The sequence below is a fragment of the Cellulomonas flavigena DSM 20109 genome, assembly GCF_000092865.1.
GTDB classification, from domain to species: Bacteria; Actinomycetota; Actinomycetes; order Actinomycetales; family Cellulomonadaceae; genus Cellulomonas; species Cellulomonas flavigena.
Genome location: NC_014151.1, coordinates 2,466,322 through 2,490,801 on the forward strand (window position 1 = coordinate 2,466,322; position 24,480 = coordinate 2,490,801).

General features: G+C 75.1%; 25 protein-coding genes and 1 pseudogene. 10 read left to right on the plus strand and 16 right to left on the minus strand.

Annotated features, from left to right (window positions below; all coding sequences use genetic code 11):
- Nucleotides 1-30: 30 nt before the first annotated feature.
- The 3 genes from CFLA_RS11180 to hrcA all read right to left on the minus strand — a co-directional run bounded on the left by CFLA_RS11180 (nt 31) and on the right by hrcA (nt 3,020).
- The gene (locus CFLA_RS11180; protein ID WP_013117433.1) at nt 31-789 is read right to left on the minus strand and encodes a 16S rRNA (uracil(1498)-N(3))-methyltransferase; all 759 of its coding nucleotides are present in this window, start codon (nt 787-789) and stop codon (nt 31-33) included.
- Nucleotides 786-1,910, minus strand: coding sequence for a molecular chaperone DnaJ (dnaJ, locus tag CFLA_RS11185; RefSeq protein WP_013117434.1), 1,125 nt, complete (start codon nt 1,908-1,910; stop codon nt 786-788). Before dnaJ ends, CFLA_RS11180 begins: the two co-directional genes overlap by 4 nt.
- 87 nt (nt 1,911-1,997) lie before the next feature.
- On the minus strand, nt 1,998-3,020 hold the full coding sequence (hrcA, locus tag CFLA_RS11190; protein WP_013117435.1) for a heat-inducible transcriptional repressor HrcA: 1,023 nt from the start codon (nt 3,018-3,020) through the stop codon (nt 1,998-2,000).
- Between the two features lie 185 nt (nt 3,021-3,205).
- Between hrcA and CFLA_RS11195 the strand changes: the two genes are divergently transcribed.
- Complete coding sequence (locus tag CFLA_RS11195; protein ID WP_043600577.1) at nt 3,206-4,075, plus strand: DUF3097 domain-containing protein; 870 nt, start codon at nt 3,206-3,208, stop codon at nt 4,073-4,075.
- 84 nt (nt 4,076-4,159) lie between these two features.
- Here CFLA_RS11195 and CFLA_RS11200 read toward each other — a convergent pair whose 3' ends face one another.
- A complete protein-coding gene (locus tag CFLA_RS11200) occupies nt 4,160-5,095 on the minus strand; it encodes a DUF2189 domain-containing protein (protein ID WP_013117437.1) in 936 nt (311 codons plus the stop codon).
- 203 nt (nt 5,096-5,298) lie between these two features.
- Between CFLA_RS11200 and CFLA_RS20905 the strand changes: the two genes are divergently transcribed.
- Both CFLA_RS20905 and CFLA_RS20910 read left to right on the plus strand, forming a co-directional pair.
- Nucleotides 5,299-5,676, plus strand: a complete 378-nt coding sequence (locus CFLA_RS20905) for a DUF4870 domain-containing protein (RefSeq protein WP_013117438.1) — start codon at nt 5,299-5,301, stop codon at nt 5,674-5,676.
- The gene (locus tag CFLA_RS20910; protein WP_013117439.1) at nt 5,673-6,050 is read left to right on the plus strand and encodes a DUF4870 domain-containing protein; all 378 of its coding nucleotides are present in this window, start codon (nt 5,673-5,675) and stop codon (nt 6,048-6,050) included. Before CFLA_RS20905 ends, CFLA_RS20910 begins: the two co-directional genes overlap by 4 nt.
- A 10-nt stretch (nt 6,051-6,060) precedes the next feature.
- Here CFLA_RS20910 and hemW read toward each other — a convergent pair whose 3' ends face one another.
- Nucleotides 6,061-7,299, minus strand: coding sequence for a radical SAM family heme chaperone HemW (gene hemW / locus CFLA_RS11215; RefSeq protein ID WP_013117440.1), 1,239 nt, complete (start codon nt 7,297-7,299; stop codon nt 6,061-6,063).
- 31 nt (nt 7,300-7,330) lie between these two features.
- Nucleotides 7,331-9,223 (minus strand): translation elongation factor 4, encoded by a 1,893-nt coding sequence (gene lepA / locus CFLA_RS11220; protein WP_013117441.1) that lies wholly within the window; start codon nt 9,221-9,223, stop codon nt 7,331-7,333.
- 159 nt (nt 9,224-9,382) lie between these two features.
- On the opposite strand from lepA, the gene CFLA_RS11225 reads away from it, so the two are divergent.
- Nucleotides 9,383-10,141 carry a maleylpyruvate isomerase family mycothiol-dependent enzyme gene (locus CFLA_RS11225; protein WP_013117442.1) on the plus strand — a complete coding sequence of 253 codons (759 nt, stop codon included), beginning with the start codon at nt 9,383-9,385 and terminating at the stop codon, nt 10,139-10,141.
- Nucleotides 10,142-10,183: 42 nt separating this feature from the next.
- Nucleotides 10,184-11,068, plus strand: a complete 885-nt coding sequence (locus CFLA_RS11230) for a class I SAM-dependent methyltransferase (protein ID WP_013117443.1) — start codon at nt 10,184-10,186, stop codon at nt 11,066-11,068.
- Here CFLA_RS11230 and CFLA_RS11235 read toward each other — a convergent pair.
- The 3 genes from CFLA_RS11235 to CFLA_RS11245 are packed head-to-tail and all read right to left on the minus strand — an operon-like array spanning nt 11,052 to nt 14,391.
- A complete protein-coding gene (locus CFLA_RS11235) occupies nt 11,052-11,891 on the minus strand; it encodes a transglutaminase family protein (RefSeq protein ID WP_013117444.1) in 840 nt (279 codons plus the stop codon). The genes CFLA_RS11230 and CFLA_RS11235 overlap by 17 nt on opposite strands.
- A complete protein-coding gene (locus CFLA_RS11240; RefSeq protein WP_013117445.1) occupies nt 11,888-12,817 on the minus strand; it encodes an alpha-E domain-containing protein in 930 nt (309 codons plus the stop codon). The genes CFLA_RS11235 and CFLA_RS11240 overlap by 4 nt, the downstream gene beginning before the upstream one ends.
- A complete protein-coding gene (locus CFLA_RS11245; RefSeq protein WP_013117446.1) occupies nt 12,811-14,391 on the minus strand; it encodes a circularly permuted type 2 ATP-grasp protein in 1,581 nt (526 codons plus the stop codon). Before CFLA_RS11245 ends, CFLA_RS11240 begins: the two co-directional genes overlap by 7 nt.
- 130 nt (nt 14,392-14,521) lie before the next feature.
- On the opposite strand from CFLA_RS11245, the gene CFLA_RS11250 reads away from it, so the two are divergent.
- Nucleotides 14,522-15,052 carry a type II toxin-antitoxin system PemK/MazF family toxin gene (locus CFLA_RS11250; RefSeq protein ID WP_245530235.1) on the plus strand — a complete coding sequence of 177 codons (531 nt, stop codon included), beginning with the start codon at nt 14,522-14,524 and terminating at the stop codon, nt 15,050-15,052.
- Nucleotides 15,053-15,196: 144 nt separating this feature from the next.
- Nucleotides 15,197-15,457 (plus strand): 30S ribosomal protein S20, encoded by a 261-nt coding sequence (gene rpsT, locus CFLA_RS11255; protein WP_013117448.1) that lies wholly within the window; start codon nt 15,197-15,199, stop codon nt 15,455-15,457.
- Between the two features lie 122 nt (nt 15,458-15,579).
- Here rpsT and CFLA_RS21270 read toward each other — a convergent pair whose 3' ends face one another.
- The 3 genes and pseudogenes from CFLA_RS21270 to CFLA_RS21105 form a co-directional block, all read right to left on the minus strand.
- Nucleotides 15,580-15,915, minus strand: coding sequence for a tetratricopeptide repeat protein (locus tag CFLA_RS21270; protein WP_425358339.1), 336 nt, complete (start codon nt 15,913-15,915; stop codon nt 15,580-15,582).
- An 859-nt stretch (nt 15,916-16,774) separates the two neighbouring features.
- Nucleotides 16,775-16,897, minus strand: a pseudogene (locus CFLA_RS21275) (helix-turn-helix domain-containing protein); the annotation flags it as partial.
- Between the two features lie 168 nt (nt 16,898-17,065).
- Complete coding sequence (locus CFLA_RS21105) at nt 17,066-17,194, minus strand: hypothetical protein (protein ID WP_013117450.1); 129 nt, start codon at nt 17,192-17,194, stop codon at nt 17,066-17,068.
- Nucleotides 17,195-17,389: 195 nt separating this feature from the next.
- Between CFLA_RS21105 and CFLA_RS11265 the strand changes: the two genes are divergently transcribed.
- Entirely contained in the window at nt 17,390-18,118 is a 729-nt protein-coding gene (locus tag CFLA_RS11265) for an EAL and HDOD domain-containing protein (RefSeq protein WP_013117451.1), read from the plus strand.
- A 73-nt stretch (nt 18,119-18,191) separates the two neighbouring features.
- Nucleotides 18,192-18,815 carry an EAL domain-containing protein gene (locus tag CFLA_RS11270; RefSeq protein ID WP_013117452.1) on the plus strand — a complete coding sequence of 208 codons (624 nt, stop codon included), beginning with the start codon at nt 18,192-18,194 and terminating at the stop codon, nt 18,813-18,815.
- Between the two features lie 26 nt (nt 18,816-18,841).
- On the opposite strand, the gene holA is transcribed toward CFLA_RS11270, so the two are convergent.
- The 4 genes from holA to CFLA_RS11290 form a co-directional block, all read right to left on the minus strand.
- Nucleotides 18,842-19,888 carry a DNA polymerase III subunit delta gene (holA, locus tag CFLA_RS11275; RefSeq protein WP_425358340.1) on the minus strand — a complete coding sequence of 349 codons (1,047 nt, stop codon included), beginning with the start codon at nt 19,886-19,888 and terminating at the stop codon, nt 18,842-18,844.
- Between the two features lie 62 nt (nt 19,889-19,950).
- Nucleotides 19,951-21,459 carry a ComEC/Rec2 family competence protein gene (locus tag CFLA_RS11280; RefSeq protein WP_013117454.1) on the minus strand — a complete coding sequence of 503 codons (1,509 nt, stop codon included), beginning with the start codon at nt 21,457-21,459 and terminating at the stop codon, nt 19,951-19,953.
- Complete coding sequence (locus CFLA_RS11285) at nt 21,456-22,172, minus strand: ComEA family DNA-binding protein (RefSeq protein WP_052302714.1); 717 nt, start codon at nt 22,170-22,172, stop codon at nt 21,456-21,458. Before CFLA_RS11285 ends, CFLA_RS11280 begins: the two co-directional genes overlap by 4 nt.
- A 420-nt stretch (nt 22,173-22,592) precedes the next feature.
- Nucleotides 22,593-23,759 (minus strand): PQQ-dependent sugar dehydrogenase, encoded by a 1,167-nt coding sequence (locus CFLA_RS11290; RefSeq protein WP_013117456.1) that lies wholly within the window; start codon nt 23,757-23,759, stop codon nt 22,593-22,595.
- Nucleotides 23,760-23,858: 99 nt separating this feature from the next.
- Here CFLA_RS11290 and CFLA_RS11295 point away from each other — a divergent pair, with 99 nt between their 5' ends.
- Nucleotides 23,859-24,464 (plus strand): TetR/AcrR family transcriptional regulator, encoded by a 606-nt coding sequence (locus tag CFLA_RS11295; RefSeq protein WP_013117457.1) that lies wholly within the window; start codon nt 23,859-23,861, stop codon nt 24,462-24,464.
- Nucleotides 24,465-24,480: the final 16 nt, after the last annotated feature.

Sequence of the window (24,480 nt, forward strand, 5' to 3'; positions counted from 1 at the left end):
CGGCTCCGGCCGGGCGGGGACGTCGTGCGTTCAGGCCCAGCGACCCAGGCGGTCGGCGAGCACCGCGAGCGCGACCGGCCCGGCGGTCGACGTGCGCAGCACGTGCGGCCCGAGGCGCGCGACGGCCGCACCGGCCGCGGTGAGCGCCGCGACCTCGCGGTCGCTGATGCCCCCCTCGGGCCCGACGACGACGAGCACCTCGCCGCCCGCGGGCAGCGCGATGTCGCGCAGCGGGGTCGCCGCGGTCTCGTGCAGCACGACCGCCACGCCACCGGCGGCGACGACGGCACCGACGCGCGCCACGAGCGCCGCGTGGTCGAGCGCGTGCTCGACCTGCGGCATCCGCGCGCGGCGTGCCTGCTTGGTCGCGGTACGGACCGTGCCGATCCAGCGCGCCCGGCTCTTCTGCGCGCGCTCACCGCGCCACACGACGATCGAGCGCTCGGCCTGCCACGGCACGACGACGTCGACGCCCACCTCGGTGGCCGCCTCGATCGCCATCTCGTCGCGGTCGCCCTTCGCCAGGGCCTGGACGAGCACGAGCCGCGGCTCGGGCGCAGGCTCGACGACCACCTCGTCGACGTCGAGGCGGACGCCCTCCGGCCCGACCGCGCGCACGCGTGCCACGAGACGCACGCCCGCGCCGTCGACGACGTCGACACGCTCCCCCGGCCCGCGACGCTGCACGACGCCGGCGTGGCGGCCCTCGCTGCCGTCGAGCAGGTACTCCCCGCCGGCACGGACGTCGGCGAGCAGGCCCGGCTCGACGACGAAGACCGGTGCGCTCACCGGCCCGAGAGCTTGTCGCGCAGCTTGGCGAACATCCCCGGGTTGGCGGCCGCGAGCCGCGCCTCGGGACGCTCCTCGCCTCGCAGCACCGCCAGGCGCCGCAGCAGCTCCGCCTGCTCGTCGTCGGCCGGGGTCGGCACCTGGACCTCGACGTGGACGTGCAGGTCGCCGCGGCCTCCCACGTGCAGGTGGCCGATGCCCAGGCCGCGCAGCGTGACGACCTGACCCGGCTGCGTGCCGGGACGCAGGTCGACCTCCTGCGGTCCGTCGAGCGTCTCGAGGGTGACGACGGTGCCCAGCGCCGCCGCCGTCATCGGCACCTGGAGCGTCGCGTGCAGGTCGTCCCCGCGGCGCACGAACGTGTCGTGCTTGCGCTCGCGCACCTCGAGGTAGACGTCGCCCGCGGGTCCGCCGGCCGGGCCGACCTCGCCCTGGCCGGTGAGCTTGATGCGCGTCCCGGTGTCGACACCCGCGGGGACGTCGACGGACAGCGTGCGGCGCGAGCGCACGCGCCCCTCGCCGGCGCACTCCGTGCACGGCTCGGGGATGACGGTGCCGAACCCGTGGCACGCGGCGCACGGCTGCGTGGTCATCACCTGGCCGAGGAAGGACCGCGCGACCCGCTGCACCGACCCGCGCCCGCCGCACACCTCGCACGTGCGCGGCGAGGTGCCGGGGCGGCAGCAGGTGCCGCCGCACGTGGGGCACAGCACGGCGGTGTCGACCTGCACCTCCTTGTGGACGCCGAACGCAGCCTCCGCGAGGTCGAGGTCGAGCCGCACGAGGGCGTCCTGGCCGCGGCGCGCGCGCGGCGCCGGGCCGCGGGGCTGGCCGCCGGCGGTCGCACCGAAGAACGTCTCGAAGATGTCCTGGAAGCCGAAGCCGCCGCCCATGCCGCCACCGGGCGAGGACGGGTCCGCGCCCATGTCGTACGCACGGCGCTTCTCGGCGTTGCCGAGCACGTCGTACGCGCGCGACACGTCCTTGAACCGCTCCTCGGTGGCGGGGTCGGCTCCTGCGACGTCCGGGTGCAGCTCGCGGGCCAGGCGACGGTAGGCCTTCTTGATCTGCTCGGGGGTCGCGTCGCGCTGGACGCCGAGGATCTCGTAGTAGTCGGTCACGTGGCGTGCAGCTCGCTTCCTGCTCGTGCGTGGGGTGCCCGGGGCCGCGGGGACGCTGTCGAGCGGCTCCGGCGACGGGGGCCGCGGTCAGCCTGCAAGGATCCGGGTGAGGTACCGGGCGACGGCCCGCACCGCCGCCATGGTCTGGGGGTAGTCCATCCGCAGCGGGCCGACGGCCCCCAGGACGGCCACCGACGAGTTCTCGCCGCCGTACCCGCTGGTGACGATGCTCGTCTCGGCCAGGCCCTCGTGCCGCGTCTCGCTGCCGATGCGCACCGCGACTCCCGCGGAGTCCTCGGCCATCTCCGACAGCAGGCGCAGCAGGACGACCTGTTCCTCGAGAGCCTCGAGCACGGGACCGATGGTGTGCGGGAAGTCGGCGCCCGCGCTGCGCGCGAGGTGCGACGCGCCGGCGACGACGACACGCTCCTCGCGCTCCTGCGCGAGGGTCTCGGCCACGACGTCGACGACCGCGCGCGCGACGTCGGCGCCGTCGGGGGCGAACTCGTCGACGAGCGCGTCGAGCGCGACGTCGAGCTCGGCCAGGCGCAGGCCCGCGGCGGCGACGTTGAGCCGGAGCCGCAGCCGCTGCACGAGCTGCTCCTCGAGGTCGGCCGTGAGCTCGACCGTGCGCTGCTCCACCCGGCCCGTGGTGGTGATGATGACGACGAGGAGGTGCCGTGCACCGACGGGCACGAGCTCGACGTGGCGCAACGCCGAGCGCCGCAGCGACGGGTACTGCACGACCGCCACCTGCTGGGTCAGCTGGGCGATGAGCCGCACCGCTCGGTCCATGACGTCGTCGAGGTCCACGGCCTGCTCGAGCAGGGTGCCGATCGCGCGCCTCTCGGCGGCCGACAGCGCGCGGACGCCGGACAGGCGGTCGACGAACTCGCGGTAGCCCTGCTCGGTGGGGACCCGGCCCGCGGAGGTGTGCGGCTGGACGATGAGCCCGGCGTCCTCGAGGGCGGCCATGTCGTTGCGGATGGTCGCGGGCGACACGCCGAGCGCGTGCCGCTCGGTCAGCGCACGGGACCCGACCGGCTCGCGGGTCGCGACGTAGTCCTCGACGATGGCGCGCAGCACGTCGAGCCGACGTTCCTCGCTCATGTCGCTCCCTCTCGTCCGCGGTCCGCACGTGACGTGCGTCGTGGTCGGCGAGGGCTCACCGACGGGGCACCCGTCAGCACTCGCCGCGACCGAGTGCCAATTCTACGCGGTCCCGCGCGGCGAGCACGGGGCCGGCCGCGCGTCGCGGCAGCGGGCGCGGTGCAGGACCTCCTAGAGTGCGGCGCGTGACCAGCGACCGCTACGGCTCCGACGTGCTCGCGGGCGGCCGGGACGCCGCGCGCCCGTCCCACCACCGTCCCACCCGCACCTCGCGCGCGCAGCCCGCCGAGCCGGGCCTCGTCGTCGAGGACGTCGAGACGGGCTGGGTCGGCGCGGTCGTGCGCGTCGAGAAGTCGGGCGGTCTGCACGTCGTGGTGCTCGAGGACCGTCGCGGACGGACGCGCACGTTCCGCCTCGGCCCGGGCTTCTGGGTCGAGGGCGAGCCCGTCACCCTCACCGCACCCGTGACGACGCGTGCGCCGCAGCGTCCCACGCGCACGGCCTCGGGCTCCCTCGCGGTGCCCGATGCGCCGGCGCGCGTCGCGCGCGGCTCGCGCATCTGGGTCGAGGGACGGCACGACGCCGAGCTCGTCGAGAAGGTGTGGGGCGACGACCTGCGGGTCGAGGGCGTCGTGGTCGAGCTGCTCGACGGCGTCGACCACCTGGCGGACGCGTTGCGCGACTTCCGCCCGACCGCCGACCGCCGTGTCGGGGTCCTCGTCGACCACCTCGTCCCGGGGTCCAAGGAGAGCCGCCTGGCGGCCGAGGCTGTGCGCGTCGCGCCCGCCGGTACGGTGCTCGTGCTCGGGCACCCCTACGTCGACGTGTGGCAGGCCGTGCGCCCGGAGCGCGTGGGGCTCGACGCGTGGCCGACGATCGAGCGCGGCACCGAGTGGAAGCGCGGGATCCTGCGCGAGCTCGGGTGGCCGGCGGACGACCAGGCCGACGTGGCCCGGGCCTGGCAGCGCATCTTGCGCTCGGTCCGCTCGTACGCCGATCTCGAGCCGAGCCTGCTGGGGCGCGTCGAGGAGCTCATCGACTTCGTCACGGCCTGACCGCCGGGCCCCGGGCCCGTCTCGCGACGACGCGGGGCCCGCCCGTCCGGACGGGCCCCGCGTGGCGTGCGTGCGCGAGAGAGGTCAGGCGGCGATCTGGCCGCCCGTCAGGCGCCGGTACGCGTACACCGTGAGCAACGCGCCCACGGGCAGCGAGACGAGCACGCCGACACCGCAGACCAGGCTGCCGACCCAGCTCACGAGGCCGACGACGACGTACACCAGGATGCCGGTGCCGAGGTCACGGGTCTGCAGCGAGAAGCTCGTCCGGATGGCGTCGATCGCGCCCAGGTTGCGGTCGATGATCGACACCACCGCGTAGAACGCGAAGAAGCCGACAGCGATCAGCGCGATCTGACCGATGAAGGGGATGAGGCTCGCGACCAGGCCCGCGGCGCCGTAGAGCAGCGCGAGGACCACGAGCTGGCCGGCGTGCGACGTGTCGAACAGGTCGCCCACCGAGATCGGGCGGCCGTCGGCGACCTTGAGCGCCGCCTTGACGAACGCCGCGCTGAACAGCACGAGCAGCAGCAGGATGATCGCGAAGAACACCGCCAGGCCGAGCGTCGCGCCGAAGCCGCCGGCCGAGCTGTCGCCCGTCAGCGCCGCAGCCCCACCGACGATGCCCAGGCCGATCGCGAAGACGACGGCGATGACGGCGAACCACGCGAGCCCGCCGAGGACGAACGCGGCCCAGTGCTGCCCGAACTTCGAGAACGCCCACGAGAAGCCCGCGCCGATGTCGACCTGGCCGGCCGGCGGCGTGTACGGCTGCCCGTAGGGCTGACCGGGCTGCCCGTACGGCTGACCGGGCTGACCGTACGGCGACGCAGGCGGCGGGTAGGCCCCGCCGGACGGATCCGCGGGCGTGCCGTACGCGGGGGGCGGGTACGCACCGCTCCCGGGCGGCGGCGGCGTCGGCGGCACGCCCCCGGCGGGCTGACCGTAGGCCGGCGGGGGCGGGGGGACGCTCGGGTCGTCGTCACGCGGCGGCGTCGGACCGCCGGGGTTCTCGCTCATCATGCCTCCTGGGCGTGGCGGGACGTGGGCACGCCCCGGGGGTCAGCGAACCGAAACGGCACAGAACGTGTCAAGGCACCTCGCCGGGGCACGCAGCGTCTCCACCCGGTCGCACGGGTACGCTGCCTGCGACGTCGGCCCGGACGGCCGACGCCCGCCGTGGCGGCCCCGCCACCGCGACCAGGACGACCCCGGAGACCTCCGTGACCGACGACCCGCGGGCCACCCCGCCCGCCCGCGCCGTGCCCGGCACCACGCTCGCGATGCTCGCGCACCTCGGCGGCGTGCTCACGTACGTCTTCCTCGGATGGGTCACGTCCCTCGTCGTCTGGCTGGTCGTGCGCGAGCAGGACCCGGCCACCGAGCGCGAGGCGCGCTCGGCGCTGAACTTCCAGCTCACGGCCCTGATCGCGATGCTCGTGCTGCAGGTCGTCGAGGCGTTCCCCGTCATCGGCGTCGTCGGCGCGCTGGGCAAGATCGCCGTCGGCGTGGCCGCGCTCGTGCTGTCGCTGCTCGCCGCCGCTGCCGCCTACCGCGGCGGGTCGTACCGCTACCCGTTCACCCTGGAGCTCGTCCGGTGAGCCAGCCGCCGCACTGGGGTCCCCCGCCCCCGCTCCCGCCGCTGCGGCAGGACGAGGAGCGCACGTGGGCCGTCCTCGTGCACGTGCTGCCCCTGCTGGGTCCCGGGTTCGTCGTGCCGCTCGTCGTCTGGCTCGTGTTCCGCGGCCGCGGCGCGTTCCTCGAGCACCACGCCCGCGAGGCGCTCAACTTCCAGCTGACCGCGCTGATCGCGTTCGTGGTGGCGACGGTGCTCGTGCTCGTCACGCTCGGTGCGGCCGCGGTCGTGCTCACCGGCGTCGTGCTGGCATGGATCGTGCTGGGGGTGCTGGCGGCCGTCGCGGCGAGCCGTTGGGAGTGGTACCGCTACCCCGCCACGCTGCGCATGGTCCCCTGACCCACGGTCGTCAGCCGACGAGCGCCCGCACGACCGCGTCCGCGAGCAGACGCCCGCGCCGTGTGAGCACCACGCGGCGCGGCCCGTCGGCGCCGAGCGCCGCGGGACCGTCGACGAGCCCGTCCGCGACGAGCCCCGCCACAGCAGGTCGGCTCCCCGCGGGCACGTCCGCGAGCGGCAGACCCTCGGCGATCCGCACGCCCAGCATCACGCGCTCGAGCGCCGCCGTCCCGCCCGTGACGACCTCGCGCCCAGCCGCCGGGCTGCGACCCGCTGCCAGCCGGTCCGCGTAGGCCCGCGGGTGCTTGACGTTCCACCACCGCACACCGCCGACGTGGCTGTGCGCGCCCGGCCCGACGCCCCACCAGTCGTCGCCGCGCCAGTACCCCAGGTTGTGGCGTGAGGCGTCGTCGGGCGTCCGGGCCCAGTTGCTCACCTCGTACCAGTGCAGGCCGGCCGCGCTCAGCAGGTCGTCCGCGAGCTCGTACTTGGTCGCCTGGTCGTCCTCGTCCGGCAGCGTGAGCTCACCGCGGCGCACCTGGACGGCCATGCGTGTGCCCGGCTCCACGACGAGCGCGTAGGCGCTGACGTGGTCGACGCCCGTCATGAGTGCGGTCTCCACCGAGAGGCGCCAGTCGTCGAGCGACTCCCCCGGCGTACCGTAGATGAGGTCGAGCGACACCCGCAGGCCCGCGTCGCGCGCCCACCGCACCACGTCGGGGACCCGGGCGGGGTCGTGCGTGCGGTCCAGCGTGCGCAGCACGTGCGGCACGGCGGACTGCATGCCGAACGAGACGCGCGTGACGCCCGCGGCCGCCAGGCGCGCGAGTCCCTCGGGCGTCACCGAGTCGGGGTTCGCCTCGGTCGTCACCTCTGCGCCGGCGGCGATCCCCCAGGTCGTGCGCACGCCGTCGAGCAGCCTCACGAGGTCGTCGACGGGCAGCAGCGTGGGCGTGCCGCCCCCGACGAACACCGTCGAGACGGGACGTGCGGGCACGCCCGCGCGGCGCAGCACCCGGTCCGCGAGCGCGACCTCGCCGAGCGCCGTGCGAGCGTACGACGCGAGGCTCGCACCCCCGCCGAGCTCGGTCGCGGTGTAGGTGTTGAAGTCGCAGTACCCGCACCGCACGGCGCAGAACGGCACGTGCAGGTACACACCGAACGCGCGGCCGTCGGCTCCGTGCGCCGCCGAGGCCGGCAGGGCGCCGTCAGCGGGTGCGGGGTCGCCGTCCGGCAGGGCCGGGCTCACCGGTCCCCGCCCGTCGCCGGGTGGGGCCGCGTCACTTCTTCTTCGCGTCCTTGGCGTCCTTGGCACCCCCGCCGTCGGAGGACAGCGCGGCGATGAAGGCCTCCTGCGGCACGTCGACCCGGCCGATGGTCTTCATCCGCTTCTTGCCCTCCTTCTGCTTCTCGAGCAGCTTGCGCTTGCGGGAGATGTCACCGCCGTAGCACTTGGCGAGGACGTCCTTGCGCATGGCGCGGATCGTCTCGCGCGCGATGATGCGCGAGCCGATCGCCGCCTGGATCGGCACCTCGAACTGCTGGCGCGGGATGAGGTCCTTGAGCTTGGCGGTCATCTGCACGCCGTACGCGTACGCCTTGTCCTTGTGCACGATCGCGCTGAACGCGTCGACCTGCTCGCCCTGCAGCAGGATGTCGACCTTGACGAGGTCCGCCGCCTGGTCGCCCGTCGTGTCGTAGTCGAGGCTCGCGTACCCGCGCGTGCGGGACTTCAGGTGGTCGAAGAAGTCGAAGACGATCTCGGCGAGCGGCAGCACGTAGCGCATCTCGACGCGCTCCTCGGAGAGGTAGTCCATGCCCTGCAGCTCGCCACGCCGGTTCTGGCACAGCTCCATGATCGTGCCGACGAACTCGCTCGGCGTGAGGATGGTGGCCTTGACGACCGGCTCGCGGACCTCACGGATCTTGCCCGCGGGGAACTCGCTGGGGTTGGTGACGACGACCTCGCTGCGGTCCTCGAGCGTCACGTCGTAGATGACGTTCGGCGCGGTCGAGATGAGGTCGAGGTCGAACTCGCGCTCGAGCCGCTCCCGCACGATCTCGAGGTGCAGCAGGCCGAGGAACCCGACGCGGAACCCGAACCCGAGCGCGACGGACGTCTCGGGCTCGTAGTTGAGCGCGGCGTCGTTGAGCTTGAGCTTGTCGAGCGCGTCGCGCAGGGCCGGGTAGTCGGACCCGTCGATCGGGTACAGGCCGGAGAACACCATCGGCTTGGGGTCGGAGTAGCCGCCGAGGGCCTCGGCGGCCGGCTTGGCCGCGTTGGTGACGGTGTCGCCGACCTTCGACTGGCGCACGTCCTTCACGCCCGTGATGAGGTAACCGACCTCGCCCACGCCGAGGCCCTTGGTCGGCACCGGCTCCGGGGAGCTCACGCCGATCTCGAGCAGCTCGTGGGTGGCGCGCGTCGACATCATGACGATCTTCTCGCGCGGGTCGAGCCGACCGTCGACGACCCGCACGTAGGTCACGACGCCGCGGTACGTGTCGTACACCGAGTCGAAGATCATGGCGCGCGCCGGGGCGGTCGCGTTCCCGACCGGCGGCGGCACGAGCTCGACGATCCGGTCGAGCAGCGCCTCGACCCCGGCACCGGTCTTGCCGGAGACCTTGAGGACGTCCGCAGGGTCGCCGCCGACGAGGTTCGCGAGCTCCTCGGCGTACTTCTCGGGCTGCGCCGCGGGCAGGTCGATCTTGTTGAGGACCGGGATGATCTGGAGGTCGTTCTCCATCGCGAGGTACAGGTTGGCGAGCGTCTGCGCCTCGATGCCCTGCGCGGCGTCGACGAGGAGCACGGCACCCTCGCACGCGGCGAGCGACCGGGACACCTCGTACGTGAAGTCGACGTGCCCGGGTGTGTCGATCATGTTGAGCGCGTACGGCTGCACCGTGCCCGACGCGTCGGCGACGCCCCAGGGCATGCGCACCGCCTGGGACTTGATCGTGATCCCGCGCTCGCGCTCGATGTCCATGCGGTCCAGGTACTGCGCGCGCATGGCGCGGGCGTCGACGACGCCGGTGAGCTGGAGCATCCGGTCGGCGAGCGTCGACTTGCCGTGGTCGATGTGCGCGATGATGCAGAAGTTGCGCAGCAGCTCGGGAGCGGTCGCCGCGGGGCGGATCCGCTCGGCGGCGGTGGCGGACGGGATCGGCAACTCGGCGTTCTCCGGCTTCTGGACGTTCGGTTCGACGGTCGGGCGACCGCGGGGGCGACCGCACCGGGGACGTGGACGCACCCGGCGTCGGCGGGATCCCGACGCCCGGTGGCCGTCCCGACCCTGTCGGGTGTCGGTGGCGGGCGCCACCATGGTCCCATGAAGCGCGACATGGGCGCCCCCACCGCGGTCGTCGGCACCGCCGTCGGCACCGCCGTCGGCACGGAGCCGGACCTCGCCACGCTCGGCGCGCTCCAGGGCGACTTCCTCGCGGGCATCGGGACCGTCGACCCCGGCACACCCGTGCCGTGGTGCGGGCGGTGGCGGGTGCGGAACCTCGTGGTGCACCTCGGACGCATCCACCACTGGGCGGCCGGCCAGGCGCGCCGTCGGCAGGAGACGCCGCTGGGCCGGGGGCCGTTCGTGCTCGACACGTTCTACGCGCAGCAGGCCGCCGAGCTGCGCGACACGCTCGCCGCTCTCGACCCGGACGCGCCGGCGTGGACGCTCGACGACAGCGGCGTCGTGCGGTTCTGGCACCGGCGCCAGGTCCACGAGACGCTCGTGCACCTGTGGGACCTGCGCACGGCCGGCGGCCTGCCGCTCGACGTGCCGCCCGCCCTGTGGGCGGACACGGTCGACGAGGTGGTGACGGTCATGCACCCACGGCAGGTGCGGATGGGGCGCACGGCACCGCTGCCGGGCCGGATCGCGCTGCACGCGCAGGACGCCGGACGCTCGTGGCGCACGCACGCCGACGACGACGCCCCCGCCGCCCCGGTCGTCGAGGTGCACGGCCCCGCGCGCTCGCTCGCGCTGCTGCTGTGGGGCCGCCTGGACGCCGCCGACCCGACGCTCGCCGTCACCGGCGACCGTGCAGCGCTGACGTCGGCCCTGGGCGCGCGGCTGACGCCCTGAATTCCCTGGGCGAACGCCGGAGGTGCGGCTAGCGTCCGCCGGGTGGACGACGACTACCTGGCCATCAACCGCGCCAACTGGGACGCGCGCGTCCCCGTCCACCTCGCCGGCGGCTACGGGACGGACGAGCTCCTCGCGGAGCCGACAGCACTCTCGGGGGTCGTGCGGTTCGACCTGCCCCGCCTCGGTGACGTCGCCGGGCTGGACGTCGTGCACCTGCAGTGCCACCTCGGCACCGACACGTTGAGCCTCGCCCGCCTGGGGGCGCGGGTCACCGGTCTCGACCTGTCGGGCGACGCCGTCGCGGCGGCGGCCGACCTCGCGGCACGAGCGGAGGTCGACGTCGAGTACGTCCGCGCGGACGTGTACAGCGCTGTCGACGCGCTCGGCGCCGAGCGGTTCGACCTGGTCTACACCGGGATCGGCGCGCTGTGCTGGTTGCCGGACATCCGGCGGTGGGCGCAGACCGTCGCACGTCTGCTGCGGCCGGGCGGGCGCCTGTTCGTGCGGGACGCGCATCCCGTGCTGCTGTCCGCGCTCGGCGTGGTGGTCGGCGCGGAGCACCCGGACCGCGCCCAGCAGCCCTGGATCACCGCTCCGGGCACCGCGTCCCCGGCCCTCGAGCTGCCCTACTTCGAGCAGGCCGAGCCCCTGCGGTGGCGCGACACCACCACGTACGCGGGCGACGGGGAGGTGAGCGCTCCCCTCTCCGTCGAGTGGAACCACGGCCTGGGCGAGATCGTCACCGCCGTGCTCGAGGCGGGCATGGAGCTGACCTCGCTGCACGAGCACGACAGCGTGCCGTGGGACGCGCTGCCCGGACTGATGACCTACGACGCCGCGACGGGCGAGTGCCGGCTGACCGACCGTCCCGAGCGCCTGCCGGCCTCGTTCACGCTGACCGCCCGGCTCACGCCTCGCGCGTGATCCGCACCTGCACGACGAGGTCCTGCGTCTGCGGCCCGGCGTAGATGCCGCGCAACGGCGGCACGTCGTCGTAGCTGCGTCCGCGACCCAGGACGACGTGGTGGTCGCCGGCCCGCACCCGGTTGGTGGGGTCGTAGCCGTACCACTCCCCCGTCCACCACTCGATCCACGCGTGCGACTCGCCCGTCACGGTCGTCCCCACCTCGGCCGACGCGTCGGGGTGCAGGTACCCCGACACGTACCGCGCCGGGATCCCGATCGCGCGCAGCGCGCCGAGCGCGAGGTGCGCCATGTCCTGGCAGACGCCCGTGCGCTTCGCCCACGCCTCGGCGGCCGGCGTGTGGACCGTGGTCACGCCCGGGATGTACTCGACCGCGTCGCGCAGGGCGTGGCAGACGGCCTCGGCCGCCTCCGCGGGAGCCAGACCGTCGGCCGCGCGACGCGCGAGCTCGACGACCTCGTCCGGCACCTCGGTGGTCGCGGTGTCCGCGAGCTGCTCGGACAACCGGTCGCGCACCTCGGCTCCGTGCAGGACGTCCCAGCCCACCGACGTCAGCGGCGCGGGCCGCTCCACGACCTCGACGACGTGCTCCGCCGTCAGCAGCAGCGACTGGTGCGGCGCCAGCACCTCGAACGCCGTGACCTGCGTACCCCAGTAGTCGCGGTAGTCGTGCGACCACGTGTGCGGGTGCAGGTCGAGCCGCGACTCGAGCACCGACTGCCCCGGCTGGGCCAGCGGCGTCATGCGCGCCTCGTTGTACGACGCGACCACCGGCGATGCGTACCGGAACGACGACGTGTGGACGATCCGCAGCCTGCTCACAGCGCCTCCCCGACCCACGTCAGCTCTGCTCCGGACGGGAAGTACCGGGCGCGGATCGCATCCGACGCGGCCGAGCACGCCCGCTGCACGAGCTCCATCTCGTGCGGGAGGTCGTCGATGATCTCCAGCAGCGGCCGGTACTCCAGGGTGGTCCGCACGAGGCCGATGTGGCGGCGCGCGTCGTCGACGGAGGTGCGGTCGGCCACCGGTTCGAGCGCCGCCAGGCACGCCTCGGCCTGGTGCAGCGAGTGCACGATCGAGCGCGGGAACAGGCGGTCGAGCAGCAGGAAGCCGGCCGCCCGCTCGTCGGACGTGTTGCCGCGGTACGTCCGCAGGAACGCCTCGTGCGCGCCGCACGAGCGCAGCAGCGTCGCCCAGCCCGGTCCCGCCGAACCCGCCAGCGCGCGCGTCGTCAGCAGCCGGGCCGTCATGTCGGCGCGCTCGATCGAGCGCCCGAGCACCATGAAGTGCCACGTGTCGTCGCGGGACGTCGTCGACTCGACGAGGCCCGTGACGATGGCGGCGCGCTCGCGCACCCACGTGAAGTAGTCGTGCGGACGGGCCGGGCGCATCTGCGAGGGCAGCTGGTTCCAGGTCGTGTTGAGGCACTCCCACAGCTCGGTCGAGACGATCTCCCGGGCGCGGCGGGCGTTCTCGCGCGCCGCCACGAGCGCCCCGGCGATCGACGACGGCGAGAGCCTGTCGTACCCGAGGACGTCGAGCACGTGCTCACGCCCGACGTCGAGGTCGGGCGGCGGTGCGGGCCGGTCCATGACGGACAGCAGCGAGCGACAGGCGAGGTCCTCCTCCGCCCAGGGGTCCTCGAGCAGGATCTGCACGTGCACGTCGAGCAGGCGTGCCGTGTCGTCGGCCCGCTCGACGTACCGCCCGATCCAGAAGAGCGACTCCGCGATGCGGCTCAGCACGTCGCGCCCCCCGCCGTCCGCTGCTGCTGCTGCTGCATGACCTGCGCGCGCCGGTCCGAGGGGTGGGAGTCGATCGGCACCGACGCGTCCTTCGGCACCGCCTGCGGCAGCGACTGGCTCTGCGACTGCGCGCGCCGCGGGACGCGACCCCCGAGGACCCACGTGTCCTTGGACCCGCCGCCCTGCGAGGAGTTGACGACCAGCTGGCCCTCGGGCAGCGCGACGCGGGTGAGACCGCCGGGCAGCACGTAGACGGACTCGCCGTCGTTGACGGCGAACGGGCGCAGGTCGACGTGCCGCGGCCGCAGACCGTCCTCGACGAGGGTCGGCACGGTGGACAGCTGGACGACCGGCTGGGCGATCCAGCCGCGCGGGTCCTCACGCAGCCGTGACCGCAGCTCGTCGAGCTCGGCGCGCGTCGCCCGCGGTCCCACGACCAGACCCTTGCCGCCCGACCCGTCGACCGGCTTGACGACCAGCTCGTCGAGCCGGTCGAGCACCTCCGCGAGCGCGCCGGGGTCCTCGAGGCGCCACGTGTCGACGTTGGGGAGGATCGGCTCCTCGCCCAGGTGGTAGCGGATGAGGTCCGGCACGTAGGTGTAGAGCAGCTTGTCGTCGGCCACGCCGTTGCCGATGGCGTTGGCGATGGTGACGGTGCCGAGCCGCGCGCACGTCATGAGGCCCGGGCAGCCGAGCAGCGAGTCCGAGCGGAACGTCACCGGGTCGAGGAACTCGTCGTCGACGCGCCGGTAGATGACGTCGACGCGCCGTCGGCCCTGGGTGGTGCGCATCCAGACCCGGCCACCGGAGACGTAGAGGTCGCGGCCCTCGACGAGCTCCACACCCATGGTGCGTGCCAGCAGGCTGTGCTCGAAGTAGGCCGAGTTGAAGACGCCCGGAGTGAGCACCACGACCGTCGGGTCGTCGACGCCCTGGGGCGCCGCGGCGGTCAGTGCCGCCAGCAGGCGCCGGGGGTAGTCGACGACGGGGCGGATGCGCAGCGCGGCGAACAGCTCCGGGAAGGTCTGGGCCATGGCCCGGCGGTTCGACAGCACGTAGCTGACGCCGGACGGCACGCGCACGTTGTCCTCCAGGACGCGCCAGCCGCCGAGGGAGTCGCGCACCAGGTCGATGCCCGAGACGTGCACCCGCACGCCGTTGGGCGGCTCGACGCCACGCGCGGCACGGTGGAAGTGCGTCGACGACACCACGACCGACCGCGGCACGACACCGTCGGCGATCGACTTCTGCGGGCCGTACACGTCGGCGAGGAACGCCTCGAGCGCCCGCACGCGCTGCGCGACTCCGGGCGCGACGTGGTCCCACTCCTCGCCCGCCAGTGCGCGCGGCACGACGTCGAGCGGGAAGGGTCGCTCCTCGCCCGCGAAGTCGAACGTCACGCCCTGCTTGAGGTAGGAGCGCGCGAGCGTGTCGGCGCGGGCGCGCAGCTCGCCGGCCGAGAGCTGCGCCAGGGCCGCGTGCACGTGCCGGTAGGCGCCGCTCACCTCGCCGTCGGGACCGAGCATCTCGTCCCAGGCGGCCCCCGCCGGGTAGTCGTCGAAGAGGTCCGCCATGGCGCGAATGTAGTCCTGTCGTGTCAACGTCGCGTTACGTGGGGTGCGGGGCACCGCGTGGGCCGCGGCGGTCGCGTGGCAGGTCCGTGGCGCGCCGGTCGCGGTCCCCCGGGCGCTAGGCTCGTCGGCTGTGGACCGACGACTCCTGGCCGCCGCCGTGCTGGGTGCCGCCCGCCGGCTGCTGACGACGTCCCGCCCCGGCTCGGCGAGCGGGCGGACGCGACCCGCGCGGCAGCGCGACACCACACCCCGGGGTGGTGACGACGGCACGACCGGCGCGGTGCGCCCGTCCTACGCGCCGAGCCCGGACGGGCTGCCCGACCCGGGCGAGGTCGTCTGGACGTGGGTGCCGTACGAGGACGACCCGGCACAGGGCAAGGACCGGCCTGTGCTGGTCCTCGCCGTCGAGGGACCGACGCTGGTCGGCCTGATGCTGACGAGCAAGGACCACGACCGTGACGCGGCCGACGAGGCACGGCACGGGCGCCGGTGGATGGACGTGGGCACCGGCGGCTGGGACGCGCAGCGCCGCCCGAGCGAGGTCCGCCTCGACCGTGTGCTGCGGCTGTCGGCGCGTGACGTGCGCCGCGAGGGGGCTGCGCTCGACCGCGCCCGCTACGACGCGGTCGCGACGGCGGCCTCGCGTCTGCACGGCTGGTAGGATGTCGAACTGCGTGCCCGCCTGGGTCGGCGGGCACGAGCGCAGGCCTTTCCCGCGGGTGTCCCCACGCCCCAGTCCTGGCGCTGCGCATGCCCTCGACGACCTGTCAGATCGCTTCGGCGACCTATCCAAGAGAGTCCACACGTGGCGAACATCAAGTCCCAGATCAAGCGCATCGGTACGAACGAGAAGGCTCGGCTGCGCAACAAGGCGGTCAAGTCGGAGCTCAAGACGTACGTCCGGCGCGTCCGCGAGGCTGTCGCCGGTGGCGACAAGGAGGCTGCGAGCACCGCGCTCGTCGCCGCCGCGCGCAAGCTCGACAAGGCGGTCTCGAAGGGCGTCATCCACGCCAACCAGGCTGCGAACCGCAAGTCGGCGCTGTCGAAGGCCGTCAACGGCCTGTAGTGGTCGCTCGCGCAGCTTCCACCTGCGCACCGACCGCGCAGCGTCCACCTGCGCACGAACGCCGGAAGGGCGGCACCCCCGAGGGGTGCCGCCCTTCCGCTGTCCGGTCCGGGTGACCTCGCTCAGCCGCCGAGCGACCACGTCTCCCGCGGCGCACCCGTCGGGACCGACGGCTGGAAGCCGGCCTCGCGCAGCGCGCGGTCGAAGGCACGGGCAGCTGCGTCGACGTCACCGCGACGCAGGTACCTGTCCCCGAGGTCGCGCCACACGCCGGCCGAGTGCCGCGTCGCCGCCATCATGCCGAGCATGTCCGCACCCCACTGGAACGCCTTCGCGGCGCCGTCGTGGTCGCCGCGCGCGTCGAGCACGTCGCCCAGGGCGATGTGCGCGGTCGCCGCCTCGAGACGAGGCGCCTCCCCCAGCCGCGCGCGCGTCGGCCTCGGCGGCGGCCTCGTCACCGAGCATGAGGTGCGCCCGCGAACGCTCGACCTGCAGGCGGGCGACGTCGAGCGCCGACCCGACGGCGTTCAACCCGGGCTCCGCCTTGTCGATCTGCGCGAGCGCGGCGCGCGGATCGGCCGGCTCGGACCGCAGCAGCAGCCACGCGTAGTTGACGCGCAGGCGCGGCAGGTCGCGGTCGGGCTCACCCTCGGAGAGCAGAGCCAGCGCGCGCTCGGTGTAGCGCTGCGCCAGCTCGTAGTCCCGCCGCTGCTCCGCGACGAGGGCCGCGTTCCAGTACACGCTGCCGCGGCCGCGCGGCGTGCCGAGCGACTCCGCGAGCCGGACCAGCTCGGCGGCCCGGTGCGTCGCGTACAGCAGGTCGCCGCGCTCGACGTACGCCCACAGCACCGTGGACGCCAGGCGCAGGTGCTCGTCGGTCCCCACCAGGTCCGCCCCGTCGAGGTCCGCCAGCGTGCGCTCGCCGACCTCCACCGCACGGTGCAGGTCACCCGCCTCCAGGTAGCACCCGACGAGCGCCGTCGTGAGCACGGCGGCCCGCAGGTGGTCGGGGCGCGCCTGCGTCTCCGTGAGCAGCGGCTCCAGCAGCGTGATCGCCGTCTCGAGCTCGCCGAGCAGCTCGTGCGCGCGCGCCAGGGTCGTCAGCGCCTCGACCCGCAGCACCGGGGTGACGACCGACAGGTCGAGCGCGGTGATGCGGTGCGCGGCGCCGGCGGCGTCGCCGCTCGCGAGATCGAGACGTGCGTAGTCGAGCTCGAGCCGGGTCCGGGCCTCGTTGGGCCCGTCCTCGCCGTGCTTGAGGAACTCGAGGGTCGTGCCGAGCCGTTCGGCCAGCACACCGAGCGCCGCGTCCGTGGGTTCACGGTGCCCCGCCTCGATGAGGGAGATGTAGCTGGGCGAGAAGGCGTTCCCCGCCAGGGCCGTCTGGGAGAGCCCAGCGGCCAACCGCGCCTCGCGCACGCGGTCACCGATAGTCGTCATGAGAAGTCATTGTACGTATGACGTCCGTGAATACCATCCCCCTGTCGCGCCGGGCACGTCGTGTCGTCCGCGGCGCCCTCCCGCCGTGGGCCACCGCGGGGCCCACGGGCGGGACGGGCGCGGTGCGCGACCCCTGGTCGCGCCACCGCACCCTCCTGTGCTGGTCGCTCAGACGAAGTCCTTGCAGCAACCGCTGGCCCCGCCGCTGAGCGAGACGGAGGCGGTCACCGCGGGGGCACCGACGACGAGCGAGCCGACGATGGCGAGAGCGGCGATCGCGCTGGTGAGGGGCTTCATGGCGTTCTCCTGTCAAAGGGGCTCCGTGCTCCCTGGGGACGGCACCTCGACGGCCCGCCAGGGTCGGGACACGTCGTCGACAGGGTGACACATCCGTCGGATCCGTGCGAACACCCCGACACCCGAACGGGTATGTCCGAATTCCACCCACCGACCGGACCATCACATGTCCGGACTTGTGGTGTCATAGGGCTCATGACATCGGATGATCCGGAGGCGACGCTCGCGCAGCTGGGCGCGGCGGTCGACGCGGCGATCCCGCGCGCCCTGCGGCGCGCCTGGGAGCAGCACGTCGCCCACGAGCCGGTGCTCGTGGCGCGTCAGGGCATCTACTCCGCGCACGGTCGGCCCTTCGCCTACCAGTTCTCCTACCGCTCCCCCGGCCACCACGCCGAGCTCGCCCGCTCCTGGGGTCGCGCCGACCACGAGCGCGCGACCGACCACGTCCTGCGTGCCACGTTCGGCCGCGCGGACCTCGAGCACGTCGCGCACGGTCGCCTGCTGTTCATCCGCTGCCCGCGTGCGCACCTGCTCGGGGACCTGCCCCTGCCGGCACGACCCGACCGCCTCGTCATCGAGGTCAGCACCACGACCGAGGTCGACGCCGCCGCGCTGGCCGGACTGCGCCGGCTGCGCGAGCAGGGCTTCCGGATCGCGCTGCCGGCGTTCACCGACCGTCCCGAGCAGCGCCGCCTGCTGCCGCACGCCGACTTCGTCAAGGTCGACGTCCGCGACCTCGACGTCGAGGGGCATCCCGTCGTGCGCGTCGCACGCTCGTTCGGCGCGACGCTCGTGGCCGAGTACGTCGAGTCGGCCGAGGTGCTGCAGCATGCGCGCGAGCTGGGGTTCACGCTGTTCCAGGGCAACCTCATCGAGCGCGCCGGCGTGCTGGACCGTGCGGGCGCGCGGCTCGTCGGCAACTGACGACGCACGGCCGAACGGGTGAGGTCCGCGTGAAGCCGCGTCATGACGCCGCGGCTCGCCCCTCTCCCACGGTGTGACACTCCCCGGGGCCGCGCTGCCGCCGCCCGTCCACGTCGCACGCCAGCCCATCCGCCGCCCGTCCGGCGACCTGCTGGGGCACGAGTACCTCTACCGGTCGGCCGCGGGCCGCGCCGCGGGGGTCGACCGCTGGTCGACCGCCCGGCAGGACGCGGCCTCCGCGTCCGTGCTGCGCACGCTGTACGACCCCCGCCGACCGCGCGCCGCAGGCTTGGTGTTCGTCAACGTGACACGCGCGTTCCTCGTCGGCGACCGGACGCTGCCGCCGCCCGACGGCCGCCTCGTGCTCGAGGTGGTCGAGTCCGTCCGGGCCGACGCCGCCGCGCTCGCCGGGCTGGCCCGGCTGCGCGCCCGCGGGTACCGCGTCGCGCTGGACGACTGGACGGCCTCGTCCGCGCAGCGCGCGATGCTGCCCCACGCGGACTTCGTCAAGATCGACTGCCGGGACCTCGACCGTCTCGGCGAGGCCGGGCTGCAGGAGGCGCGCACGTCGGGCGCCCGGCTCGTCGCCGAGCGGGTCGCGGACGACGAGCTGCGCGAACGGTGCCTCGACCTGCGGTTCGACCTGCTGCAGGGGTACGTGCTCGGACGTCCGGCGCTGCTGGCCGCGGTCGCCTGACCGCCGGAGCCCCGCGCGGACCGTCGTCAGCGCTCGACGGCGCCCGCGACGCGCAGCACCGCACGCTCGATCGCGAACCGGGGGTCCCGCCCCTCGCCCTTGACCTCCGCGTCCGCCTGGGCGACGGCCGAGATCGCGACCGCCAGGCCCTCGGGCGTCCACCGTCGCAGGTCCTGCGTCGCACGGTCCACCTGCCACGGTGCCATGCCGAGCTCGCGGGCGGCGGCGGCACCGCGCCCGCGCACCGCGCCGACCTTCGCGAGCGTCCGCAGCCGGGCCGCGACGGCCGCGACGATCGGCACGGGGTCCAGGCCCGTCGCGAGGGCGTGCCGCAGCAGCGCGACCGCTCGACCCGCGTCGCCCGCCACGGCTGCGTCGGCCACCTGGAAGCCCGTCGCCTCGACCCGCCCACCGTGATAGCGCTGCACGGCCTCCTCACCGATCAGGCCCGTGGTGTCGGCCACGAGCTGCGCGCACGCCGCCGCCAGCTCCCGCAGGTCGGACCCGACGGCGTCGACGAGCGCACGCACGGCGCGGGCGTCCGCACGTCGCCCCGCCCTCGTGAGCTCCTCGGACACGAACGCCGCCTTGTCCGCGTCGGACTTCACCGGCTCGCACGCGACGGTCGGCACCTGCGCACGCTTCGCCGCGTCCAGCAGCCGCTTGCCGCGCTGCCCCCCCGCGTGCCGCAGGACCACGACGACGCCGGGGTCGGGTGCCGTGAGGTACGCCTCGGCGTCGAGCAGCAGGGCGTCTCCCGCGCGCTCGACGCCCTCCACGAGCACGACCTTCGCCTCGGCGAACAGCGACGGGCTGGTGAGCACCGTGAGGTCACCTGCGGCGTACGTCGCGGCATCGACCCGCGTGACCTCGAGGTCCGGGTCGGCGGCCCGTGCCTGCGCCACGATGCGCTCGCACGCCCGCTCGGCGAGCAGCTGCTCGGCGCCGCTCACCAGCACGACCGGAGCGGGCTCCGCGGCCGTCCACGGCAGGCCCGCAGCACCGCCCGCCGCGCGTGCGCGCGTGGAGCCGGAGCTGGTGCGGGACGAACGTGCGGGGGTGCGAGCGGCCACGGGACCAGCCTGCCACGGCGCACCCACTCCCCCGCCCCCACGGTCGCTGGGCGTGCGCCGGGTCACGGCCCAGGACGCGGGCGCACGACGAGCGCTCCCGCCGCCACGACGACGACGAGCGCCGCGACCGTCCCACCGACGCCGGGCCACCAGGCGAGGGACGCACCCGGCAGGCCCGCGGTCCAGCGGGCGACCGTGGCGATCCACCAGCAGGCCGCGCCCGCCCCGGCCGCGAGCAGCGCGGCCCCCGCCGGCCACGGACCCGCGAGGACCGCCGCGAGCAGGCCGAGGACGGTCGCGGGCGCGACGGCGGGCACCACGGCGACGTTGGCGAGCACCGACCAGGGCGCGAACGTCGGCCACAGCGCGAGCGCCACGGGCAGGCACCCGAGCTGGGCCGCGACGGGCGCAGCGAGCAGGGGCGCGACGTCGCGGCCGCACCACGGCGCCCACCGGTCGACCAGCGGCCCTCCCAGCAGGACGAGCCCCGCGGTGGCGGCGACCGACAGTACGAAACCCACCTCGACCGCGAGCCACGGGTCGGCGACGAGCAGCACCACGACCGCGGTCGCCAGCGCGGCCGGCCCGGGCGCGCGTCGACCGGCGAGCAGGCCGACGAGACCGACGGCGCCCATGACGGCGGCTCGCACCACGCTCGGCTCCGGTCCGACGACCAGCAGGAGCGCGCCGCCGGCCGCCGCGGCGGCGCCCGCGCGCAGCGGACGCGGTGCGCCGAGCGCCGCCGTGACGGCGAGCACGAGTGCACCGACGATCGCGAAGTGCGCGCCGGACACGGCGGTGACGTGTGCCAGGCCTGCCGTGCGCATCGCCGCGGTGAGGTCCGGCGGGACGTCACCGGTCGCACCCACCGTCACCGCGGGCAGCAGGCCGCGGACGTCGGGCGGCAGGGGCGCGGCCGCCGTCCGTGCACCGTCGCGGACGCGCGCCGCCCAGGCGTGGACCGGGCGGGGCGGCGCCGTGACCGTGGGCGGATCACCGGCCCGGAGCAGCACCGCCGCCGGCCCGGCGTCGGCGAGTCGTCCCCGCACCCGGACGCGCGCGTCGAGCACCGCCCCCTCCGGGCCCAGGACCTCGACCGGGGCCTGCACGCGGTGCCAGTCGCCACCGACCAGGACCGCGGTCGCCGCGACGGTCCAGCGCACCCGCGGGTCGTCAGGCCCGGCCGGGCGTGGGCCGACCGTGACGCGCCCGACGACCTCGACGGTGCCGTCGACCGTCCCGCCGCCGGCGAGCGGTCCGTGGAGCGCGTGCCCCGCCGCTGCCGACACGATCACGACCGCGGCGGTGGCCGCGCTCAGCAGCACGGCCGGGAGCACTGCCGCGCGCGCCACCCGGGGCGGGCCGCCGGCCCCGGTGCGCCCGCAGAGGTGCGCGCCCGCCGCCGCGAGCACGGCCACGACCGCCACGACGAGGAACGCGGCGGCGCACGACGCGGCACGGGCGGCCGTGCTCGGGTCGTGCACGACGACGAGCGCCGCGCCCCAGGCCGCGAGCGCCGGCGGCACGAGACGCAGGTCGGCAGCGACCGCGGCCGCGCCGGGCCCGGTCACACGCGGACCCGCGGCCGCAGGTCCGCGAGCAGGGCGGGGCCGATCCCCGCGACCTCGTCCAGCTCGTCGACCGCCGCGTACGGCCGCTCGGTGCGCCGTTGGACGATGCGCCCGGCGAGGACGGGTCCGACGCCCGGCAGCTCCTGCAGCTCCTGCTCGGTCGCGGAGTTGAGGTCCACCAGGCCGTCCGTCGGCGCCCCCGCGGGCTCGGACGCCGGTGCACCGGCCGCCGGGACGACGAGCTGCTCGCCGTCGGTGAGGACGCGTGCGAGGTTGACCCTGCCGAGGTCGGCCTCGGGCGTGCTGCCGCCGGCCGCGGCGACCGCGTCCGCGACGCGCGCGCCGAGCGTGAGGCGCACGACGCCGGGCGCCGCCACCGCCCCGACGACGTGCACCACGACCACCTCCTCGCCTGCCGGACCGCCCGCGGCGCGCGACGTCGCGTCCGGCGCCGGGACGGGGATCGTCACGGGCTCACCCCGCGGCGCGCCGGCCGCACGCAGCACGATCCCGCCCGCGACGAGCGCCAGCACGAGCACCGCGGCTCCTGCCGCCCGCCACGACGGCGCCCACCGCACGCGGGGCGCGGGCGCGGGGAGGTGAGGGGTGGCGGAGGTGGCCGCGTCGGCCAGGGCGGACAGCACGTCGGGGCGCCACGCCTCGTCGGCCCCGGGTGCAGCGGCTCGTGCAGCGGCCTGCGGCCCGGCAGGCACGGGTGTCGGCAGGTGGGGCGTCCACCCGCCGGAGGGCGTCGCCGGGTCACCAGGGCGGGCTGTCCTCGTCGCTGCACCGACAGCCGTGCTTGCCGGTCCGGCCGTCGGGTCCGAGGGGCCCGGGGTCGGAGCGCCTGGCCGCGGCGCCGCCAGCCCGGCGAGCCGGCGGGCGACGTCCGGGGGGACGCGGTGGCGGTCGCGGGGCACCGGCAGCACGCTACGGACCGTCCGACCTCCGGGAGCCGGCGGGCCCTGCAACGGTGGACGGGACGCCGACGAGGCGGGGCTGTGGACGGCTCGGCACCGGACGGCTGCCGACCCGGCGGCCGCGGCCGCGGAGGTGACGTGCACCGCGGCACTGCCCCTGCCGACAGGGCGCTGAGCCGCTGCGGACGCGTGCCTCCCGTGAGCCGGTGACCCTCAGCCCCCCGCGGCGACCACCTCGACCCGCAGGATGCGGTCGTCACCCGGGCGGGGGTCGGTGCCGCCCCACGTCGCGCGGTCGGTGTTCGAGGTGATCAGCCACAGCGCGCCGTCGGGTGCGACCTCGACGGTGCGGATGCGGCCGTACGTGCCGGTGAGGTGCTCGATCGGGTCGGCGGTCGCCGCCGGCCCGTCGACGGGGAGCTGCCAGAGCCGTTGCCCGCCCAGTGCGCCGATCCACAGCGACCCGGCGGCGTGGGCGACGCCGGACGGGCTGGCGTCGTCGGGGTGCAGGGTCGCGATCGGCGGCACGCCCGTGTCGCCGGCGACGCCCTCGGTCGCGGGCCAGCCGTAGTCCTCGCCGGGACGCAGCACGTTGACCTCGTCCCACGTGCGGTGGCCGAGCTCGGAGGCGTAGGCGGTGCCGTCCGGCCCGAACGTGATGCCCTGGACGTTGCGGTGCCCGCGGGAGTAGATCGGCGAGCCCTGCGGGTTGTCGACCGGGATCGAGCCGTCGGTCGCGATGCGCAGGATCTTGCCGTTGAGCGAGTCGTCGTCCGCGGCGTTCTCCGGCTCGAAGGCGTCACCGGTGCCGATCCACAGGTGGCCGTCCGGGCCGATGGCCAGCCGCCCACCGTGGTGCCGGTCCGCGGTCAGGATGCCGTCGAGCAGCACGCGGTCCACGGCCAGCGAGCCGAGGTCCTCGGCGACCGTGAGGGCGACGATCCGGTTCTCGTCGCGCCCGGACACGGACGCGTAGACGGTGCGGTCCTGCGCGAAGTCCGGCGAGGCGGCGATGCCGAGCAGGCCGCCTTCCGAGGAGACGGCGACGTCGGGCACGACGCCGACCTCGCGCGGAGGGCCGCCCTCGGCAGCGACGTGCAGGATCCGGCCGCTGATCCGCTCCGAGACGAGGGCCGACCCGTCGGGAAGGAAGGTCAGACCCCAGGGGGCCTCGAGCCCGGTGGTCAGCTCCTCCGGCTCGCCGAGCGTGGCGACGGGCGTGCCAGGTCCCGTGGCCGCCGCGCTCGCGACACGCGGGTCGGGGGTCTCGGTCGTCGTCGGCGTGCAACCGGCCAGGCCGGCGGCGAGGCCGGCCACGAGGGCGGCAGTGCGGGCGGTGCGGCGCGCCGTCCGGCGGGAGGGGCTCTGCGGCGGTCTCATGGTGTGCTCCTGCCGAGCTCGTGAGAATGTGAACACGATGTACAGTAAATCGCCCGTCGCACATGTACAAGAGGTACACATCGAGAGGAGTGGGCGTCGATGACCGAGCAGGGTGCCGGCACTCGGCGGGGCAGGGGCCGCAGGCCTGCGGGAGAGGTGCGCGCGGCGGTGCTCGCGGCGACGGGTCGGCTGCTCCTCGAGGAGGGGCTGCCCGCCGTGACGTTCGACCGCGTCGCCAAGGAGGCGGGGTCGAGCAAGGTCACGCTCTACAAGTGGTGGCCGTCGCCGGGTGCCCTCGCCGCCGAGGCGTACTTCGCCCGGAGCGCGCCGGTGCTGGAGTTCCCCGACACGGGTGACCTCCGGGCCGACCTCGTCTCCCAGCTCACGGCGTTCGTGCGGCTCATGACGCGCGAGGGCGCGGGTGTGCCCGTGTCACAGATCGTCGGTGCCGCGCAGACCGACCCGTACGTGGCCGCGGCGTGGGTCGAGGGCTACGCGCGACCCCGGCGCGACCTCGGCCTCGCGCGGCTGCGGACGGCGCAGCAGAGCGGTCAGCTCCGGCCCGACGCGGACCTGCACCTTCTCGTCGACCAGCTGTGGGGCGTGTGCTACCACCGCCTGCTGGTGCTGCGCGAGCCGTTCGACGAGACCCTCGTCCCCCGCCTGGTCGACCAGGCCCTCCGCGGCGCCGCGCCCGAGGGCTGAGGCCGACCCGGCCGGC

Bases quoted from the DNA above. Each gene is read 5' to 3' on its own strand.
- hrcA (WP_013117435.1), bottom strand. From the start codon at position 3,020: ATGAGCGAGGAACGTCGGCTCGACGTGCTGCGCGCCATCGTCGAGGAC.
- CFLA_RS11200 (WP_013117437.1), bottom strand. From the start codon at position 5,095: ATGAGCGAGAACCCCGGCGGTCCGACGCCGCCGCGTGACGACGACCCG.
- CFLA_RS11225 (WP_013117442.1), top strand. From the start codon at position 9,383: ATGAAGCGCGACATGGGCGCCCCCACCGCGGTCGTCGGCACCGCCGTC.
- CFLA_RS11245 (WP_013117446.1), bottom strand. From the start codon at position 14,391: ATGGCGGACCTCTTCGACGACTACCCGGCGGGGGCCGCCTGGGACGAG.
- CFLA_RS21105 (WP_013117450.1), bottom strand. From the start codon at position 17,194: ATGAAGCCCCTCACCAGCGCGATCGCCGCTCTCGCCATCGTCGGCTCG.
- CFLA_RS11265 (WP_013117451.1), top strand. From the start codon at position 17,390: ATGACATCGGATGATCCGGAGGCGACGCTCGCGCAGCTGGGCGCGGCG.
- CFLA_RS11290 (WP_013117456.1), bottom strand. From the start codon at position 23,759: ATGAGACCGCCGCAGAGCCCCTCCCGCCGGACGGCGCGCCGCACCGCC.
- CFLA_RS11295 (WP_013117457.1), top strand. From the start codon at position 23,859: ATGACCGAGCAGGGTGCCGGCACTCGGCGGGGCAGGGGCCGCAGGCCT.